Here is a 16,798-nt window from a genome sequence, read left to right as displayed (position 1 = left end):
ACGTCGAAATTATTCGCCTGCAAGGGAAAGCGTGCGCCGAGCTCCTTCGACCAGCGCCGCGTCCACGAAGCGGCCGTCCGGCAGGGCGAGCGCGCCCGCGTCGGTGAGCGCGGCCTCGACGATCTCGCGCGCCCTGGCCAACTCGGTTTCCGTTGGGCGGTAAGCGTTCGCGATCGTCTCCAGCTGCGCGGGGTGGATCGCGGCGCGACCGAGGAAGCCCAGCGCGCGCCCACGTTCGCAGGAGCGGCGCAGCCCTTCCAGGTCACGCACGTTCGTGTAGACCGATTGCGCCGGAGGAGCCAGGCCCGCGGCTCGCGCCGCCACGATCACGCGGCTCCGGGCCCACGTCAGTCCGTCCTCTGTAGACAGACCGAGGTCGGCGGACAAGTCAGCCTCGCCCAGCGCGATTCCGGCTACGCCCGCGGACGCGATCTCGAAGGCTCGCTCCACACCGAGCGCCGACTCCAGCAGCGGCACCAACGCCAACCCAGGTGCTTGTGAGGCAACGCGGGGCACATCAGCGGGATCGACGACCTTCGGCAGCCGAAGACCACGCACTCCAGGAAGTCCAGCCAGAGCAGCGATGTCGGCCGAAGCCAACGGACCATCGAGCGCATTGACTCGCACGTGCACCGGAACAGGCGCGGGATCGGCGAGCACTTCCCGCGCGGCGTCACGCGCGTAGGACTTGCGTTCCGGAGCGACCGCGTCCTCCAGGTCGACGATCACCACATCGGCCCCGGACGCGAATGCCTTCACCACGCGATCGGGTCGGTCGGCGGGGACGTAGAGCCAAGTCAGAACACCGGTCACACCACACCTCGCGAACGCAGATCGGCGACCTCTGCTTCGGAAAGGCCAAGCCCGCCAAGCACTTCGTCGGTGTCGGCGCCGTGCGGGCGGCCCGCCCAGCGGATCTCCCCCGGCGTCTCGGACAGCCGGAACAGGACGTTCTGCATCAGCACCGAGCCGAGCTCCGGATCGGGCACCCGGGTCAGCGTGCCGAGCGCGTCGTACTGCGGGTCCTCCATCACATCGCGCACGTCGTAGATCGGTGCGACTGCTGCCTCTGCGCGCTCGAACTCGGCCATCACCTCCTCGCGGGTATGCTTGGCGATCCAGCCGCCCACAGCCTCGTCCAGCACGTCCGCGTGCGCGGCGCGCTGAACACCGGAGCCGAACCACGGCTGCTCGATCAGGTCCTCGCGACCGACGAGTCGCATGACCCGTTCCGCGATGCTCTGCGCCGACGTGGAAACAGCGACCCACTTGTCGTCGGAGGTCCGATAAGTGTTGCGGGGCGCGGTGTTCATCGACCGGTTTCCTGTGCGCGGCTGCACGTAACCGAGCTGGTCGTACCAGATCGGCTGCGGTCCGAGCACGGTCAGGATCGGCTCGATGATCGCCAGGTCGACGACCTGCCCCTTGCCGGTGGTCGCCCGTCCGTTCAGCGCGGCCATCACCGCGTACGCCGTGGTCAGCGCGCTGATCGAGTCGGCGAGGCCGAAGGGCGGCAGCGTGGGCGGGCCGTCCGGCTCACCGGTGATCGCGGCGAACCCGCTCATCGCCTCGGCCAGCGTACCGAAACCCGCACGGCGCGCGGACGGGCCGAACTGGCCGAAGCCGGTGACCCGCGCCAGCACCAGGCCCGGGTTGGCCTCGGAAAGCCGCTCGTAGCCGAGGTTCCACCGCTCCAGCGTGCCGGGGCGGAAGTTCTCGATCACCACGTCACAGGTCTCGACCAGCTTCAGCACCAGCGCCTGGCCGTCCGAAGAGGACAGATCGATGGTGGTGGTCTTCTTGTTGCGGCCCAGGAGTTTCCACCACAGTCCGACGCCGTCCTTGGCCGGTCCGTGGCCCCGGGAGGGGTCCGGCTTGCGCGGGTGCTCCACCTTGATCACCTCAGCGCCGAAGTCACCGAGCAGGGTCGCCGCCAGCGGCCCGGCGAACAGGGTGGACATGTCCAGCACCCGCAGCCCGTCGAGCGGTCCGGTCATCGCCGTCCTTCCTCCTTGTCGGCCGCCAGGTCGACGGCACAGCGAAAGCCCACAGTGGACACGCATCCGAGCGCGGCACCGGGGATCGGCAGGCTCAGCTCATAGTCCGGTTCGCGCGGCCCGCCCTCGACGTACCACTCCGATCCGGAGGCCGCGTACTCCGCGCCGCCCTTGAGCACAACCGAGCGGGTGCGCCCGTTCGTGCTCAGCGACCCGGTCCAGTTCCACACCAGCGGAACGCGCCGCTCCAGCACCCCGGCCTCCGCCGCCACCTGCCACTCCTCGGCCGTCGGCAGGCGCAGCCCGGCCCAGCGCGCGTACGCCCGCGCGTCGTCCAGGTCGACGTGCACCGCGGGTTCGTCCGGCGGACGCGCCGCCCAGTCGGCGTGCGCGCAGCGCGGCTCGTGCCCGGTCTCCGCGACGAACCTGGCGAACTCCGCGTTGCCGATCTCGGCGCGGTCGATCGCGAACCGGCCTAGGTCAACGCGAACTTCCTTGCTGCGCACCGAATGCAGCTCCGGCGGCAACGGCTTCCAGGCGTCGACGAACGGCGCTACACCCGCACTCCCCGGCTCCCGCAACCGGTAGTGCACGGTCAGCGTGCGCTGTCCGCCCCCCACGGCGACCATGCCATCCGGCGGGCTGCTCCTCACAGCTGTCCTTTGTGGAATCACGGTGGCAGTCCTCGTTGCGCGGGCGGTGTCCCCGTTCCACCTGAGCACGTGCGCTCGGTCGAGCAGGTCGGCGAACTCCGGAGTGGCCTCCGGAAGTTCGACGACACAAGCGATTCCGTCAACGACCAGCTCACCGATGAAATCGTCGGCCAGCTCCACGCCCGCGATCGCGTCGAACCTCCGGTGTCCCGGCCGGGGTTTCGCGGAGACTAGCGGGCCCCGATACGGCTCACCCGTCCGGTTGACCACTGGCCAGACGACCACGCCGTCCAGCTCGAATCGCGCCGCCGGGACCAGAGGCCCCACGGCGTCACCGAGCGGTGCCCACTCCCCCGCCGTGAAGTGCGTCGCGAAGTGCCTGCGCGCGTGCACCATCGCCCGCAGCAGCGACCGGTCCCGTTCACACCAGCCGACCCAGGCGCCGAAAACGTTCTCCCACACCAGGATTCCACTGCCGGTCAGCCAAGCCGAGTGCAGTTCCGCGCGGTGGTCAGTGTTCCACCTGCGAGTGTGGTGCATCTGGTGTCGCGGCTCGAACCACCGCGCCCGTGGTACTCCGGGCACATCGCTGTCGGCGAACCACTGCGCCCACGAGGTGAGGTGCGCGGTGATGCGATCGGTGGGCACCGCCGACTCGGTCTCGAAGACGACGCCGGGCCGCACCGCGTCCATCAGCTCGGTGTCGCCCTGTCGTTGTGTGTCCAGGAAGACGCCGTCCGCGCCGAGCCACTCGACGAGCGCCGCGAGCGCCTGCGGGTGGTCCCGGGTGCCGATGTCCCACGGGTTGTACGGCACGAAGACCCGGACGCCCCGTGCCTGACACGCGGCAACGACGTCCGGGAGCTGCGGCACCTCGGTGAAGAAGTCGAACTGGTCCCGCTCGTCGAGCCCGAGCACCGGGTACCCGTTCCACAGCACGATCGCGTCGTAGCCACCGAACCGCTCGACCCCGTCGTCCAGGTATCTGTGCACAGTGAACAAACGGGATTCGTGGTCATAGAGCAGTTCGTCCCACAACCAGGCCACGCACACGGACACCGCGTCCGCCGCCCACCGGCTGCCCTCGTGCCGGTAGCGCTCGTCGTCGTAAGCGTGCCGCTCACGCGCTTCGGAGCGCCACCGCCGCAGGGCTTCCCGCCACGCGGGCCACTCCGCCGGATCGGACGGAGCGGCCAGCATCTTGGCACTGTCCACTGTGACATTGTCCAAAGGGGACAGGTCACCGTGGAGGGGAACCGGGGTCGGCCGGTCCTGCGGCCTGATCATGTTCGAGACGCCACCAGCACTTCGATCTCGGCGCGCTCGGGCATCGAACTGGACGCGCCCGGTCGCTGCACGGCCATGGCCGCCGCCGCACTGGCCCAGGTGAGGGCTTCGACGACCGCCTTGCCCTCGCCGAGCGCCACCGCGAGGGCACCGACGAAGGTGTCCCCGGCGGCCGTGGTGTCGACGGCGGTCACCGCGAAGGCGGGCACCCTGACCCGCTCCTCGCCGCGCGCCGCGTACAGGCAGCCCTGTTCACCGAGGGTCACCACCGCGACCGGGACACGATCGAGCAACCACTCGATCGTCTTGTCCAGATCGTCCACTCCGGACAGTGCACGCGCCTCGTGCTCGTTCGGCACGATGATGTCCACGTTGGACAGAAGAGCCTCTGGCAGCTCCTGCGTCGGTGCCGGGGTCAGCACGACCTTCGTGCCGTTCGCCCTGGCGACCCCGGCTCCCGCGATCGCCGCGTCCATCGGCGCTTCGAGCTGCAACAACAGGAAGTCCGCCGCGGCGATCCGCTCGGCGTCGCCGTCCTCGGTCCCGGTGATCGTCGCGTTCGCCGAGGGCACCACGACGATCGAGTTGCCTCCGTTGTCGTCAACCACGATGTGCGCGGTGCCGGTCGGTCCCGCGACGGTGCGCAGGCCCGCGACGTCCACTCCGGACTCCGCGAGCGTCCGCCGCACCGGCTCACCGAAGGAGTCGTCGCCGACCGCGCCGATCATCGCCACGCCGCCCCCGGCCCGCGCGGCGGCGATCGCCTGGTTCGCGCCCTTGCCACCGGGAACCGTGCGGAACTCCCGCCCCATCACGGTTTCCCCGAGCGCGGGCGCGACCGCGACATAGGTCGTCAGGTCCATGCTGGCACTACCAAGAACGACGATCATCAGATCCCTTTCCCCGCGACAGAAACAGTCCGCGCGGCGAGCTCGTCGAAGCCGATCCCGTCCATCCCGCCGACAGTCGTGGCGAGCCGGTTCTTGAGCGGAGCCGTCCAGCTCTCCGGCAGAGACGCCGCGCCGAGCCGAACGCCGAGCAGCGAACCGACCGTCGCGCCGTTGGAGTCGGTGTCCCAACCGCCCGCGACGACGCGGCAGATCGATGCCTCGAAGTCACCACGACCGTGCACAACCGCCGCCGCGACGAGCGCGCAGTTGTTCACCGCGTGCACCCAGTGCAGGTGTCCATGACTGTCGTAAAGTCGGTCGAGGACGCGCTCCCAGTCCTCTTCTTCTTGTGCGGCAACGATTGCATCGCGAACTGCGGTGGCCAGCCGGGATCGCGGCGGCACGACGGAAAGCCCAGCTCGCAGCCACAGCATCGGTTCTTCCAGCACTGCCGCCGCGGAAACCGCCGCAGCGACGAACATCGCGCCGTACACGCCGTTGGCAGTGTGGCTGAGCACCGCGTCCCGCCACGCGGCCTCCGCCGCGGCTCCGGGCCTGCCGGGATTGATCCAGCCGAAGAGATCAGCCCGGATCTGCGCACCGATCCACTCCCGGAACGGATTGCGGTAGCTCGCCGTCTCCGGGGGCGAGTGGCCCAGCAGCAGGTTCCGATACGCGATGCGCTCGGCCGTGAAGGTCCGTCCCGCGGGCAGTTCCGCGAGCCACAGGTCCGCGACGTCCTCAGTGGTGAAGCCCGAACCCTTGCGCTCCAACAGCATCAGCGCCAGCAGTGGGTAGTTGAGGTCGTCGTCCTCGGGCATCCCGTCGATGTTCTCGATCAGGCTGGTCGGCCTGCTGCGCCGGTTCCACGGCCACCGCGCGGCGATCTCCCCGGGCAGCCCGACCTCGGTGAAGTACCGCCGGATCGGCCAGTTCCCGGTGGCGCGGGCGATCTCTTCGATCCCGGCGCGGGGGATCTTCTCCACTGGCTTGCCGAGCAGGCAACCCACCGCGCGGCCCAGCCACGCGCCGTGCACCCGGTCCGGCTCCGGCTCATCGGAACCGCAGTCATTCATCCAAAGTGGACACTCGGACTTGATCTCGGCGAGATCCGTCGGTTCGGTCGTTCCCGGCAGCAACGCCAGCTCGTCGAGCAGGTCGCCCGCCAGGGCGCGCAGCTCCGGCGACGCCTGCTCCGGCGAGGCACCCGCGAGCGCGGGACTCAGCTCGCCACCGGCGTCGAGCCACCGGCGCGCGATCGCACTCGCGTTGCGACCGTCCTCCTCGGCCTGCCGCAGCTCGTGACCGACCAGGTCCTCGGGCTGCACCCAGGACAGGCGCATCACGCCCGCCCGGCGAGCAGCACGCGGAAGGCGTCCTCGTGCTCTCTACGGCGGCGCACATCGCGCTCGAAGATCTCCCGGGCGACCTCGGCCAGCGCGACGGCCGGAGCCTCCAGGTCGAGCCTGCTGGCCTCCGCCACGCGCTCCCGCCACTCCAGCGGCACATCCGTGAGCCCGTTGAGCGCACCGGAAATCGCGCCGCCCATGCTGGCGATCGAGTCGCAGTCACGGCCGTAGTTCACGCCGCCGAGGACCGTGCTGCGCGTGTCCCCGCGCGAGACCACGAGCATGCCCAGCGCGATCGGCAGCTCCTCGATCGAGTGCAGCCTGCTCGGCCTGCGCGCACCGAGGCCGGGCTTGCGGTACTCCGGCCCGACCGTGTCGAAGGGCTCGACAGCATCGCGCAGCGCTGGGATCGCGGCTTCCCAATCGTCGTACTTGGACGCGACCTCGCACACCGCCGCGATCGCGGAACGGGTGCCGTCCTTGGCCAACCGCATGCAATCCGCGACCACACTGTCCACAGTGGAGTCAGGACGGAACGCCGAAGCGACTCCGGCGGCGAAGACCGCGGCAGCCTCACGGCCGTAGCTGGACTGGTGCGGCCCCGCGACCTCGATGGCCTCCGCGTACGCGGCATCGGGGTTGCCCGCGTTCACCACGCCCACCGGCGCCATGTACATCGCGGCACCACAGTTGACGATGTTGCCGACCCCGGCCTCACGCGGGTCGACGTGCCCGTAGTGCAGGCGCGCGACGATCCACTTCTCGGCGAGGAAGATGCGTTGCAGCGGAAGGGCTTCCGCCTCCAGCTCGGGAATCCACACCTTGCTGCCGATCAGTTCTGGCACCAGGTGCTCGGCGATCGAGTACGCGTCGATGTGATCGCGGACCTTGGTGTAGACCCGGACCAGCGCGTGGGTCATCAAGGTGTCGTCGGTGACGTTGCCGTCGCCCTTGTGGTACGGCGCGATCGGCCGCGCGTCACGCCAGTTCTCGTAGAAGGGCGGCACGATCCCCTGGATGCGGCCGCCGTAGCGCTCGACCAGGTCCTCCGGCGTCCAGCCCTCGGCGGGTCCACCGAGCGCGTCACCGACAGCGGCCCCGACCAGGCAGCCCTTGGCGCGGTCCTCCAGGGGTTTCGACACTGCTCCTTCTCCTCCTTCAGTTGCCGCGGGCGGTGATGCGGCCCGCGAGGTCGATGAGATCCGTTCCGGCCAGCCACGGCAGGCTCGTCCCGCGCAGCTCCCGGCAGCTCGCCCGCCAGGTCATCGGCACGTCCCCGGACAGCGCCCCGGCCAGGGCGCCGGTCAGCGCGGGCGCGGAGTCGGCGAGCCGGGACAGGCACGCCGCGGCCGAGACCGCCTCGCCGAAGCGCGCCCCGGACGCCACCACCAGGGCCAGCGCGACCGGGACGGTCTCCGCGGCGGCGGTGCCGTAGCTGTACACGTGATCAACAATTCCGTTGTCCAGCAACGGAACCAGGCTGAACGTGTCACTGTTCCGTCCATAGTGGACAGCCCGGCGGGCGTTGCGGCCGATCTCGGTGCCCTCCGGCAGTTCCAGCAACGCCGCGTCGACGGCTTCACCCGGGGTCGCACCGCCGAGCGCCGAGGAGATCGCGGCGGCCATCGCCCGCGCTCCGAGGACGCCGTCACCGTCCTGGGTGTGCCGCGCGTCGACCTCGGCCAGCGCGGCGGCGGCAGCGGGATCGCCCGGCAGCAGCGTCGCCAGCCCGACCGCGCGAGAACAAGCGGCGTCGTCGAAGAAGTGCGGGTTGTCGTGGCCGCTCGCGGGCGGGCGCAACCCCTTGACCAGGTTGGCGAGCCCGGCGCGCACGGAGATCCGCGCGATGATCGGCTGCCGGTCGCTGCCCGCCAGCTCGATCCACGCGGCCCGCAGCGCGTCGGCGCCGTCCATCGCGGCGAGCGCGGCGAAGACCGCCCACTCGGCGTCGTCGGTCGGCCCGAGCCGGAGCGCCTCCGTCGGCTGGTTCAACGCCATCGGCACGGGCAGGCAGCTGATCCCGTGCGCCTCGGCGAAGGCGTCCAGCTCCCGGGCCAGCCGCCGGGTCCACGCGGGCAGCTGCCCCGCCCGGTGCTTCGCGGCGGGCCACCCCAGCGAGTCGCCGACCGCCAGGCCCATCAGCGCGCCGACCACGCTCCCGCCCTGGCGCTTCGTCCGGACGTGGCGGGTCGCCGCGGGGGTTTGCTGCGGTTTTCGGTGATCAACAGGGGGGTTCGTGGTACTTGAAGACGGGGGAACCCGCGCGGCGTGGAGGGTATCGGCCACGGTGGTGATGTGGTGTCCGGCCACCGCGCTGATGCAGGCGCCGCGGACGGGGCCGATCTGGCCGGCCCACTCCTGGGGGACGGCGGATTCACCGTGGAGGGCACCGGCGACGGCGCCCGCGATCGCGGCGGTGGTGTCCGCGTCGCGGCCCATGTTGACCGCCGTGAGGATCGAGGTGCGGACGTCGCCGTCCTCCAGCACGAGCGCGCCGAACGCCAGCGCGACGGCCTCCGGAGCGAGGTCCGTCCACGGGTAGTCACGCACGACCACCGCGTCCAGGATCTCGTCTTCCGATTGCGCCGCAACGGCTTCGCGGATCGCACGCGAGGTCCACGAGTCCTCCGGGATCACCGTGAGGCCCGCCGCGATCACCTCGTCCAGCGAGGCTCCGGCCATCGCCGCGGCAACCGCGGCCGCGACGGCCTGGCCGCCGAGGATGCCCTCGCCCTCGTGGCTGATCGAACCGTCCACCGCGACCAGGCGCGCCGCCTCCGCCGGATCTCCGGCCGCGAACACCCCGAAGGGCGTGGCGCGCATGGCGAGGCCGTCGCTCCACCCGTGCCGGTGCTGGGCGCTGAGCGGGGCGGCGAGACCGCGCTGGAGGTTCTCCACGGTCCCGCGCTCGCTGAACCCCGCGCCCTTCAGCGGTTGGTCCACAATGGACTCCCGCCACGCCTTCTCCACGTCCGACGGCGAGAGCGCCGCGCCGTGCTCGATCAGCAGCAGCGCGGAGAACACCGCGTACTCGGTGTCGTCGGTGCCAACCGGGTCGTCGGAGAGGAAGCCCTCGACGCGGCCCCAGCGCTGGGCGATCTCCGCCCGCGACAGGTTCTCCGCGGGCGCGCCCAGGGCGTCACCGACCGCGAGCCCGAGCAGCGCGCCCCGGGCCTTGTCCTCCGTCACCGCTGGTACCTGGCCAACACTCGGTTCCCGTCCTCGGTCAGTTTGCGGCTCAGCTCGTCAATACTGATCTGGTTCCGGAAGTACTGCTGGAAAGCCGGAGTGGCGATCTTGTCCTTCCACTCCGCGTAGCCGCGCACGCGCTGGGACGGCGAAGTCCGCAGCGACGCGCCCGCGGCCACGCCGACGTTCCAACCGAACTCCGGCACGTTCAGCTCCGGCGCGGCCAGCGCCTTCGTGCTGGTCGGCAGCATCCAGTCGCCCAGCGCCAGGCGCGCGGTGTTGCGCGGGTTGACCAGATAGTCGATGAACTCCATGGCTTCCCGCTTGTGCGCGCTGTCCTCGGAGATCGACAGGGTCTGCGGGCTCACGCCCTGCTCCGAGCTGGTCCCGGCGAGCGGTGGCAACGTCACCCAGTCGAAGCCCTTCGGCGCCTGCTGGCGCATCTGCTGGCGGTAGGACAGGCCGAGCGAGACCATGGCGTACTTGCCCGCGAAGAACCCGGGCAGCGAGTCCGACCCGCTCATGCCCAGTGCCCCGGGCGCCGCGGAGTTCTCGGTGTGCAGCTGCGCGTGCACCCGCTGGAGCACCTGCCGCTCGGCCGGGCCGACGTCGGCCAGCACCTTGCCGTCCTTGGGGTAGAAGAACTTCCCGTCGAAGTTCAGCGCGAGGTTCAACATCGTGCTCACGGGCTGCTTCATCGGCCACGCGAAGCCGTACTGGTCGGACTTGCCGTCGCCGGAGGTGTCCTTGGTCAGCTTCTTGCTGATCTCGGCGAACTCGTCCCAGCTCCACGGCTTGTCCGGGGTGGGCATGCGCACGCCCCCCTCGGTGAGCAGCGCCCGGTTGGCCAGGATCACCTTGGGCTCCTGGAGGAACGGCACGCCGTAGACGCCCTGCTTGAACCGCGTGGTCTCCCAGGTTGCCTCCGGGATGTCCGCCTTCAACCCCTGTGGCAGCAACGTGGTCAGGTCGGCGAGGTAGCCGCCGTGGGCGAACTCGGAGAGGTCGTCGGAGGAGTTGTGGATGACGTCGGCGGCCTCACCGCCCGCGAACGAGGTGAGCAGCTGGTCGTGAATGCTGTCCCAGCTGCCCGGCACGTACTCCACCTGCACCCTGGGGTGGGTTCGGTTCCACTCCGCGACGATCTGCTTGTTCACCGCGACGGATTCCTTCTGCCAGGCCAGGCTGAGGAACCGCAGCTTCACCACGTCGGACTTCGGCGCGGTCGAGCACCCGACGAGTGCGAGCACCAGAAGGACAAGAAGTCGCTTCATCCCTTCACCGCCCCGGTAAGCATGCCGGCGGTCAACCGGCGCTGGATGAACAGGAAGAACAGCAGGCTCGGGATCGTGGTGAGCAGCGCGGCCGCGGCGAGCGGGCCGAGGTCGGCGACGCCCTCCGCACCGAGGAAACGGGTCAGCAGCACGGGAAGCGTCTGCTTCTCCGGGGTCTTCAGCAGCACGAGCGCGAAGAAGAACTCGTTCCACGCGCTGATGAAGGAGAACATCACGGTCGCCACGAGCCCGGGGGTGAGCAACGGGAAGACGATGTGCCACAACGTCTTTCCGCGTGAAGCGCCGTCGACGGAGGCGGCTTCCTCCAGCTCCGGCGGGATCGCGCGGACGTAGCCCTGGAGCATCCAGAGCGTGAAGGGCAGGTTCCACACCACGTAGACCATGATCAGCCCGGCCTGCGAGTCCACCAGGTAGAAGCTCTTGAGCAGCAAGAACAACGGGATGATCACGAGCACGAACGGGAACATCTGGCTGACGAGAATCCAGCCCGTGGTCAGCCTGGTCAGCGTCGAGCGGTAGCGCGCGAGCACATAGGCGGCGGGCACGGCCAGCACCATCGTGATCAGCGACGAGGACACCGCGATCGTGAGGCTGTTCATGCCTGCCTGCAACAGCGGCTGTTCGGTGAACGCCGTGGAGAAGTTCCCCGTGGTGGCCTCGCGGGGAATCCACGTCGGGTCGATCGAAGCCAGCTCGCGCGGCCCCTTGAACGCCGTGGAAACGAGCCACACCAAGGGAAAGCCGAGGAAGACGAGGTAGCAGAGCAGAGCGATGTACTGGGCCGTCCGCTTCACTGGTCGACCTCCTTGAGCCGGGAGCGCAGATACACCGCGAGGAAGACCGCGATCACCGCGACCATCACCGAACCCATCGCGGCGGCGTAACCGAACTGGCCGTACTTGAACGCCTCCTCGTAGGCGAACAGCATCGGCAGCCGCGTCTCACCGCCCGGCCCGCCCTGCGTCAGCACGTAGACCAGGCCGAAGGAGTTGAAGTTCCAGATGAAGTTCAACGCGGTGATCGCCGTGACCACCGGGCGCAGCGACGGCCAGGTCACCACCCAGAACCGCCGCAGCGGCCCGGCTCCGTCGATCGCGGCCGCCTCGTGCAGGGTCTTCGGCACATTCTGCAGACCCGCCAACAAGGTCACCGTGGTCTGCGGCATCCCCGCCCACACGCCGACCACGATCACCGCGGGCAGCGCCAGGCCGAAGGTCGCCAGCCAGTCCACGTTGTCTTCAAGTACACCGACATCGCGCAGCGTGTGGTTCAGGATGCCCGCGTCGGAGTGGTAGACCAGCCGCCACATGATGCCGACCACCACCTCCGGCATCGCCCACGGCACCAGCGCGAGCGTGCGCGCCAGCCACCGCAGCCGCAGGTTCTGGTTGAGCAGCAACGCCAATCCGAGCGACAGCACGAACTGGAGCGCGGTCACCACCACGGCCCAGATCAGGCCGATCTTGAAGGACGCCCAGAACAACGAGTCCTTCGCCAGGTCGGTGAAGTTGTCCACTCCCGTGACCGCGGTGACGGACTCGCGGCCGAAGCTGGCGTTGGTGAACCCCAGCAACAGCCCGTACACCAGCGGGCCGACGCTGAGCAGCAGGATCGGGATCAGGACGGGGAGCACCAGGAACCAGGCGTCGCGCTCCAGCCCCAGCGGGCCTTTGCGCGCGCGCCGCGGCGGAGACTTCAACGGCTCTCGCACGGCGGTTGCGGTCATGGGCGGAGATGCCTCTCTAGGAACGGGTGGACTCTCTCGCGACAAGTTCGGGTGTCACCGACACCCATCTCGGTTCGCGGTCCCGGCCCTCCCCGAGCCGGTCGACGAGCAGCTCTGCCGCGAGCTCCCCGCGCCGCGCCGACCCCAGCCCCACGCTGGTCAAGGTCGGCCAGGTAACACGTGCCAGCTCGGTGTCGTCCATGCCGACCACCGCGATGTCGTCGGGGACGCGGCGACCCGCCTCCCGCAGTGCCCGCAGCGCGCCGACCGCGATCAGGTCGTTGGCGCAGAACAGGCCGTCCAGGTCCGGGACGCGCTCCAGCAGCCGGAGCGCGGCGTCGGCGCCGGAGTCCGTCCGGAACTCGCCGAACTCCACCAGCTCGTCCCGCTCGTCGAGACCGGCCGCGGCGAGCCCGTCCAGGTACCCCCGGTAGCGCGCCTGGCCCGGCACGGTGTCCAGCGGACCGTTGAGGAACCCGATCCGCCCGCGCCCGATGCCCGCCAGGTGCGAGACCGCCATCGCGGCGCCGACCCGGGAGTCCACGCGCACGTTGTCCAGGGCGAACCCCTCCGGCAGCGACCCGATCACCACCACCGGCGCCACGGCCCTGCGCAGTTCGTCCAGGTGATCCCGGGTGATCCGGATCGGCGAGATGATCAGGCCCTCGGTGTGCCGGTCGGCGAGGCTGCGCAGCGCGCGCAGCTCCTCCTCGCGGTCGGCGCCGGTGGAGTGCAGCAGCAGCCGGAAACCGGCCTCCTTGGCGACCGCCTGGATGCGCCGCACCATCGCCACGTACACCGGGTTGCCGATGTCCTCCATGGCGAAGGCGATCTGCCCGGACCGGCCGCCGCGCAGCGACCGCGCCATGGCGTTGGGCACGTAGCCCAGCTCCGTCGCGGCGGCCTGGACCTTACGCACCGTGTCCGGCCGTCCACCGAGCCCGTTGAGCACCCGGGACACCGAGGCGATGGACACGCCCGCCCGCCGCGCGATCGTCTCGATCGTCGCAGGTCCGCCGTCTGCGCTCGCCACGCCACCCTCCGGTCGCCGGGAAACTGGAAACGTTTACAGTCCACGCCGATCGGGTGAACTGGAAACCTTTACAGCCGGGATGGACGAGAGGATTCCCCACCGGGCCGCACCAGTCAAGCGGACAGGCTCTCAGGCGATTCCCCAAAGCCGGATTCGCGGTCGCACCCCGCCGGATAGCCTGCTGCTCTTTCAAGGGGGTGCAGGTGGACGTCCGGATCACCGTCGAGGGCGGCGACACGGCCGCCGAGCTGAGGTCGCTGCTCGCCTGGCTGCGCCGCGAGGACGAACTGGGCCCGCCGCGGCTGGCCACCGCCGTTCCCGCCAAGGGCGAGATGGGCGCGCTCGCCGACGCCATCCTGCTGATGCTCGCCTCCGGCGGGATGACCGTGCTCACCAGCTCGGTGCGGACCTACCTGAAACAGCGCCGCGCCGATGTGAAGATCACCATCCACACCCCGGACGGCCACAAGGTCGTGATCGACGGCAAGGGCGTCCCCGCCGACGACGCGATGCGAGCGGCCCGGCACGCCATCGAACAGGCCGACGGCGGCAAGTAGCCCCCGCCCCGTGCGCCTCCCCGACCGCCGGACGTCCTCGGCCATCCTGCTGGGCACCGCGAACCACCAGCACACCGAACTGCGCGCGCTCGACGCCGTCGCGAACAACATCACCGACCTCGCCGCCGTGCTCGCCCACCCCGAGTACGGCGGCTTCGACCCCGCGCGGGTGCACACCTTCCTCGACGCCGACCTCGGCATCGGGCCCGCGCTTACGAAGATCGCCAGAGCCACCGGCGACGTGCAGCTGCTCTACTATGCCGGGCACGGCCTCGTCGACGACAACGGCGACCTCTACCTCGCGTTGCCGGGCACCGATCCCGATCACGTCTGGTCCACCGCGCTGCCGTTCTCGTGGCTCCGGCGGATCCAGCTCGACAGCCCAGCGGACTCCAAGCTCGTGGTCCTCGACTGCTGCTTCTCCGGCACCGCCATCAACGCCATGGCGGACACCGAATCGCTCGTCGCCGGGCAGATCCGGGTGCGGGGCTCGTACACGCTCACCTCCGCTCCGCCTAACCAGGCCGCTCAGGCGCCGCCCGGCGAGCGCAACACCGCCTTCACCGGCGAGCTGATCGCCCTGCTGCGCAACGGGTTGGCCACCTCCGGCCCACTGCTTCCCGTCGGCGATCTCTACCACCCGCTGCTCCAGGCCATGCTCGCGCGCAACCTGCCGCGCCCGCAGCAGAGCGGCACCGACACCGTCGCGCTCCTGAGCCTGACCAGGAATCCCGCGTTCGACGGAGAATCCGCCCGGCTCACGCTGCGAGCCACCAAGGACGCGTACGAGTACGTGATCGACACCGGTGACCGCAGCGCCGCGCCGAAGGCAGCCTTCCTGTTAGGAGCCCAGCTCTCGGAGGAGGGCGATGTCGTCGGCGCGCACTCCGCCTACCAGCGGGCCATCGACATGGGAGACCAGGAGATATCACCGCACGCCGCGCTCTGCCTCGGCGCGTTGCTCCGCGAACAAGGCGACTTCGACGGCGCGACCGCCGCTTTCCAGTGCGCCATCGACTCCGGCCACCCTGACCACGCGCCGTGGGCCTTGAACCACCTGGCGGGCTTGCTAGCTAAGCAGCGGAACGACATCGACGGCGCGCGTCGACTCTTCCAGCAGGCCATCGACACCCGTCACCCCGACGCGGCGCCGTGCGCGATGAACAACCTCGGCATGCTGCTGGACGCAAAGGGCGACATCGGCCGCGCGCGGCGGTCATATCTACGCGCCATCAGCTCCGGTCACCCCGACTACGCGCCTTGGGCTTCGATCAACCTCGGGCTTCTCCTCGACCGGATCGGCGATGTGCGCGGCGCCCGGTTCGCACTGCAACAGGCCGCCGACTCCGGCCACGCCGACCGGGCCCCCGAGGCTGCGCTCAACCTCGGCTACGTGCTCGACCGCGCCGATGACGTGCCCGGCGCGCGAGCCGCGTACCGGCGGGTTGTCGATTCCGGGCACCCGCGTTGGGCTCCGTGGGCGATGAACAGCCTCGGCGTGCTCCTCGACAAGCAGGGCGATACGGCCGCCGCGTGCGCCGCTTTCCACCGCGCAGCCGCTTCCGGTCGCCCCGAGGCAGCCGCGATGGCGTTGAACAACCTCGGCATGGTCCTCGCCGCTCAAGGAGACGCGCAGGGGGCGCACGACGCCTACCAGCGCGCAAGCGAGTCGGGCTCCCCCGAGCAGGCCGCGTTGGCCATGAACAACATGGGGCTCCTGTGCCTCCGCCATTGTGATGTGGAGGGCGCTCGCGCCGCCTTCCTCCGCGCTCTGAACTTCGGTGTGCCAGAGCAGAGCGAGATCGCGCGCGAACATCTGCGCCTCCTGGACGACTAGGTCCCGCACTAGCCGCATTGTCCACTGTGGACTGGGTTGGTGGCGCCCACCCAGATACCGGATTGCAGGCAGACGGGGGACACTTTCCACGCCGCCATGCACGTCCACCGCAAAGAAGTTCGTCCGGAAGGAGCAACGAGGATGCAGCTCGACGGGGCAGGGGTGGTCGTCACCGGCGGCGGGAACGGGATCGGCGCGGCGTTGGTGCGGGAGCTGGCCACGCGCGGTGCCCGGGTCGTGGTGAACGACCTGGACGCCAACGCCGCGCACGCGGTGGCTGAAGAGGTCGGCGGTACGGCCGCGCCCGGGGACGCCGCGTCGGAGGAAGGCGTTGAGCGGGTGATCGCGCAGGCCCGTGAGGCGCTCGGCGAGATCGACCTGTACTGCGCGAACGCGGGGATCGCGCCGATCGGCGGGCCGGAGGCGGCGGAGGGCGAGTGGGAGCGGGCGTGGCAGGTCAACGTCATGTCGCACGTGCGCGCCGCCCGGCTGCTGGTGGGGCCGTGGTTGGAGAGGGGGCGCGGCCACTTCCTGAGCACGGTGTCCGCGGCGGGGATGCTCATGTCCCTGGGGGCGGCCCCGTACTCGGTGAGCAAGCACGCCGCGTTCAGCTTCGCGGAGTGGATGTCGGCGACCTACGGGCACCGCGGCATCACCGTGCAGTGCTTGTGCCCACAAGGAGTGCGCACCGACATGATCGAGAACACCGGGCGGATGGGCGAACTGTTGCTCAAGCCGAACGCGTTGGAGGCGGAGGAGGTCGCGCGGGTCACGGTGGACGCCCTGGGCAACGGCCAGTTCCTGATCCTGCCGCACGCCGAGGTCGCCAAGTACTACGCGCACCGCGGCGTGGACACCGACCACTGGCTCGCCGGAATGCGCGAACTCCAGAAGAAGCTCGACTAGCCCCCGCGAGTTCGGATGTCTTCAAGTACCCCCAACCCCGGTTACAACCATCGCTAACCGCACCCAACCTCGCCGCGGG

At 70.1% G+C, this 16,798-nt stretch carries 14 protein-coding genes; 3 read left to right on the top strand and 11 right to left on the bottom strand.

Annotated elements, in window-relative coordinates; genetic code table 11:
- Positions 1 to 9: 9 nt before the first annotated feature.
- The 11 genes from NLX83_RS22840 to NLX83_RS22790 are packed head-to-tail and all read right to left on the bottom strand — an operon-like array spanning position 10 to position 13,419.
- Positions 10 to 813 (bottom strand): HpcH/HpaI aldolase/citrate lyase family protein, encoded by an 804-nt coding sequence (locus NLX83_RS22840; protein WP_254237161.1) that lies wholly within the window; start codon positions 811 to 813, stop codon positions 10 to 12.
- Positions 810 to 1,997: a CaiB/BaiF CoA transferase family protein gene (locus NLX83_RS22835; RefSeq protein ID WP_254237160.1), complete on the bottom strand. Its 1,188-nt coding sequence runs from the start codon at positions 1,995 to 1,997 to the stop codon at positions 810 to 812. The genes NLX83_RS22840 and NLX83_RS22835 overlap by 4 nt, the downstream gene beginning before the upstream one ends.
- On the bottom strand, positions 1,994 to 3,937 hold the full coding sequence (locus tag NLX83_RS22830; protein WP_254237159.1) for an SUMF1/EgtB/PvdO family nonheme iron enzyme: 1,944 nt from the start codon (positions 3,935 to 3,937) through the stop codon (positions 1,994 to 1,996). Before NLX83_RS22830 ends, NLX83_RS22835 begins: the two co-directional genes overlap by 4 nt.
- The gene (gene rbsK / locus NLX83_RS22825) at positions 3,934 to 4,827 is read right to left on the bottom strand and encodes a ribokinase (protein WP_254237158.1); all 894 of its coding nucleotides are present in this window, start codon (positions 4,825 to 4,827) and stop codon (positions 3,934 to 3,936) included. Before rbsK ends, NLX83_RS22830 begins: the two co-directional genes overlap by 4 nt.
- On the bottom strand, positions 4,827 to 6,170 hold the full coding sequence (locus tag NLX83_RS22820) for an ADP-ribosylglycohydrolase family protein (RefSeq protein ID WP_254237157.1): 1,344 nt from the start codon (positions 6,168 to 6,170) through the stop codon (positions 4,827 to 4,829). The genes rbsK and NLX83_RS22820 overlap by 1 nt, the downstream gene beginning before the upstream one ends.
- Entirely contained in the window at positions 6,170 to 7,318 is a 1,149-nt protein-coding gene (locus tag NLX83_RS22815; protein ID WP_254237156.1) for an ADP-ribosylglycohydrolase family protein, read from the bottom strand. The genes NLX83_RS22820 and NLX83_RS22815 overlap by 1 nt, the downstream gene beginning before the upstream one ends.
- 16 nt (positions 7,319 to 7,334) lie before the next feature.
- A complete protein-coding gene (locus tag NLX83_RS22810; RefSeq protein WP_254237155.1) occupies positions 7,335 to 9,365 on the bottom strand; it encodes an ADP-ribosylglycohydrolase family protein in 2,031 nt (676 codons plus the stop codon).
- A complete protein-coding gene (locus tag NLX83_RS22805) occupies positions 9,362 to 10,639 on the bottom strand; it encodes an ABC transporter substrate-binding protein (RefSeq protein ID WP_254237154.1) in 1,278 nt (425 codons plus the stop codon). Before NLX83_RS22805 ends, NLX83_RS22810 begins: the two co-directional genes overlap by 4 nt.
- The gene (locus NLX83_RS22800; RefSeq protein WP_254237153.1) at positions 10,636 to 11,454 is read right to left on the bottom strand and encodes a carbohydrate ABC transporter permease; all 819 of its coding nucleotides are present in this window, start codon (positions 11,452 to 11,454) and stop codon (positions 10,636 to 10,638) included. Before NLX83_RS22800 ends, NLX83_RS22805 begins: the two co-directional genes overlap by 4 nt.
- Complete coding sequence (locus NLX83_RS22795; protein WP_254237152.1) at positions 11,451 to 12,386, bottom strand: carbohydrate ABC transporter permease; 936 nt, start codon at positions 12,384 to 12,386, stop codon at positions 11,451 to 11,453. Before NLX83_RS22795 ends, NLX83_RS22800 begins: the two co-directional genes overlap by 4 nt.
- A 16-nt stretch (positions 12,387 to 12,402) precedes the next feature.
- On the bottom strand, positions 12,403 to 13,419 hold the full coding sequence (locus NLX83_RS22790; RefSeq protein WP_254237151.1) for a LacI family DNA-binding transcriptional regulator: 1,017 nt from the start codon (positions 13,417 to 13,419) through the stop codon (positions 12,403 to 12,405).
- A gap of 203 nt (positions 13,420 to 13,622) precedes the next feature.
- Here NLX83_RS22790 and NLX83_RS22785 point away from each other — a divergent pair, with 203 nt between their 5' ends.
- The 3 genes from NLX83_RS22785 to NLX83_RS22775 all read left to right on the top strand — a co-directional run bounded on the left by NLX83_RS22785 (position 13,623) and on the right by NLX83_RS22775 (position 16,719).
- Positions 13,623 to 13,976, top strand: coding sequence for an effector-associated constant component EACC1 (locus NLX83_RS22785; RefSeq protein ID WP_254237150.1), 354 nt, complete (start codon positions 13,623 to 13,625; stop codon positions 13,974 to 13,976).
- 10 nt (positions 13,977 to 13,986) lie between these two features.
- Positions 13,987 to 15,813, top strand: a complete 1,827-nt coding sequence (locus NLX83_RS22780) for a caspase, EACC1-associated type (RefSeq protein WP_254237149.1) — start codon at positions 13,987 to 13,989, stop codon at positions 15,811 to 15,813.
- A 141-nt stretch (positions 15,814 to 15,954) separates the two neighbouring features.
- On the top strand, positions 15,955 to 16,719 hold the full coding sequence (locus NLX83_RS22775) for an SDR family oxidoreductase (protein WP_254237148.1): 765 nt from the start codon (positions 15,955 to 15,957) through the stop codon (positions 16,717 to 16,719).
- Positions 16,720 to 16,798: the final 79 nt, after the last annotated feature.

It is taken from the genome of Allokutzneria sp. A3M-2-11 16, from assembly GCF_024213555.1.
Lineage (GTDB): Bacteria > Actinomycetota > Actinomycetes > Mycobacteriales > Pseudonocardiaceae > Allokutzneria.
Note: the sequence above shows the minus strand (reverse complement) of the source record. Positions and strands in the feature narration are given on the sequence as shown.